2 protein-coding genes are annotated in these 2,380 nt (G+C 39.4%); both read right to left on the reverse strand.

Translation table 11 applies throughout. The features are described 5' to 3' along the window. Window positions 1-82 precede the first annotated feature (82 nt). Complete coding sequence (locus WB217_RS06630) at window positions 83-1,261, reverse strand: NupC/NupG family nucleoside CNT transporter (protein ID WP_423991823.1); 1,179 nt, start codon at window positions 1,259-1,261, stop codon at window positions 83-85. Between the two features lie 123 nt (window positions 1,262-1,384). After that, window positions 1,385-2,314: a YitT family protein gene (locus WB217_RS06635; RefSeq protein WP_423991825.1), complete on the reverse strand. Its 930-nt coding sequence runs from the start codon at window positions 2,312-2,314 to the stop codon at window positions 1,385-1,387. Window positions 2,315-2,380 lie beyond the last annotated feature (66 nt).

Raw genomic sequence — 2,380 nt, forward strand, 5'->3', positions numbered from 1 at the left:
CGGTTAAGGAGGTATCGGACTTATTGTATATCTTGGCTGTTCTCGCAGTAATTGTGTCCAATGTCGGCGAAAAGAATCTATCTTAAAGCATTACCCCAGTTACAGCTGCTGCCAGTAAACTTACGAGGGTGGCTCCATATAGCAATTTGAGACCAAACTTGGCGACTTGATTTCCTTTCTTTTCGTTCAGGCCTTTCACTGCACCAGTAATGATCCCGATGGATGAAAAGTTTGCAAAGGAGACGAGGAAGACGGAAATGATCCCAACGGTTTTGCTTGTTAATGAATCAGAGATTTTTGCTAAATCCATCATCGCGACAAATTCATTTGATAATAATTTTGTGGCCATGATGGTTCCTGCAGCGACAACTTCTGAAGAAGGTACCCCAACAATAAAAGCAAGTGGCGCAAATACGTATCCTAAAGCCAGCTGGAAGCTGATTCCGAAAATGGCAGCGAAGATATGGTTAATCATGCTTATTAAAGCGACAAACCCGATTAACATTGCCCCGACGATAATGGCGACTTTGAAACCGTCTAAAATATATTCACCAATCATTTCAAAGAAGGTTTGTTTCTCTTCTTGAATTTCAATGATATCTTCTTCTGCGGAGACTTCATATGGATTGATGATATTCGCAATCATGAACCCCCCGAATAAATTCAAAACAAGCGCAGTGATTACATATTTGGGGTCAATCATTGTCATGTATGCTCCGAGAATCGAGGCCGAGACTGTCGACATAGCAGAGGTGCACAATGTGTACAAGCGGTGCTCAGGTATATGTTCAAGCTGTTTTTTTACCGAGATAAATACCTCGGACTGCCCGAAAACTGCTGAGGCCACAGCGTTATAAGACTCTAATTTTCCTAGGCCATTTACTTTGCTTAAGATGAGGCCAAGGTAGCGGATAATGATTGGAAGGACCTTGATATATTGGGCAATCCCAATTAATACAGAAATAAAAACGATTGGCATTAATACGTTTAAGAAAAAGGACATGGCTCCTTCATTGGCAAGCCCGCCAAAGACGAAGTTTATTCCATCCGCAGCATACGCTAAAAGCCGATCGAACAAACTTGAGATTCCTCTGATGACGACAAGTCCTACTTCTGTGTTAAGCAGCAAGAAGGCAAGAGCAAGCTGCAAAATAAGCATGATGATCACAGGTTTTATTTTGATGTCTTTTTTATTATTGCTTGCTAAATATGCCATCAAAAAAATTATGGCAAGGGCGGCTAAAAATAAGATGAATTTCAAAAAAATTTCTCCTCTTTCCTCATGTCTGATTGACTTGGTGTGTAAAAACAAGGTTTCCTTATATATTTTTTCGAGGAGAGCAACAACTTATTCATCAAGCATTAACCATAATATTTTCTGACTTCAGCCAAAGCCCTCTAAAGTAACATCAATCATATTAGAAGCGATGTAATAAGCAGCTAATGACAGCAAGGCTTTATCCCATCCAAATATAAACCCGGCACTCGAAAATACGAAAATATTGATGAACATAATGACCTTGCCGACAGAAAAAGAGGTTCTGCGGTTCAGCAATATGCCTAAGATTTCTGTTCCGTCGAGCGACCCTCCATATCGAATGACTATTCCAACACCGATACCTAAACAAATCCCGCCAAATAAGGACGCTATATATGGATTTCCTGTTGGAACAGGAACATTATAAAGTACGAGTGTTCCAAGTGATAAAACAGTAATTCCTAATAAGGTGGTGACAACGAATCTTTTCCCGATTTTTTTATAGCCGAGATAGAGAAAGGGAAGATTCAGGAGGAGTAAATAGAACTCCAGCTTCAAACCTGTCAAATAGGACATAATGATGGATACGCCAACGATCCCGCCATCAATGATATGGTTCGGAATAAGAAAAAATTCAAGTGCTATCGATACGAAAAGGGCTCCTACAATAACAAAAAACGATTTGAAGATTAACTTTCGCAGTGAGGTTTTATTCCTTGAACGATATTCGTTTTCTTCTGGACTGAACTTGATCATGATAAAGGCGGGAAGTAAAAATCCAACCGCCTGTTCGATATTGGCGACCGCCCTTGACCAGCCACGCGGTACGATCTCGCTTTTGTCTTCGAAAAATAATGCAGTTCCGCTTAAATGAAAGGCATTCCCTAATTTTTCCGCAAGAAGTTTTGGCTGTTCTTTCAAGGCGAAGGGGTCGAGTAGAGGACCTAATTGAAAGATATCTAAAATGAGATAGATTAAACCAAATGCCACAAAAACATTTAAATAAAGAAATAGAAAATTGGCCAAATCATAGAGCTTTTTATTCTGCGTAAGCATTTCATCGCTTCCTTTACTTTTGGACAAGTGTTTAATTGTATGAATTTTTTTTAATGATTAAAACCT

It is taken from the genome of Mesobacillus sp. (genome assembly GCF_049588175.1).
Classification (GTDB): Bacteria; Bacillota; Bacilli; order Bacillales; family Cytobacillaceae; genus Mesobacillus.

What these genes read in the sequence shown, in the direction of transcription:
- WB217_RS06635 (WP_423991825.1), bottom strand. Translation starts at nt 2,314, where the DNA reads ATGCTTACGCAGAATAAAAAGCTCTATGATTTGGCCAATTTTCTATTT.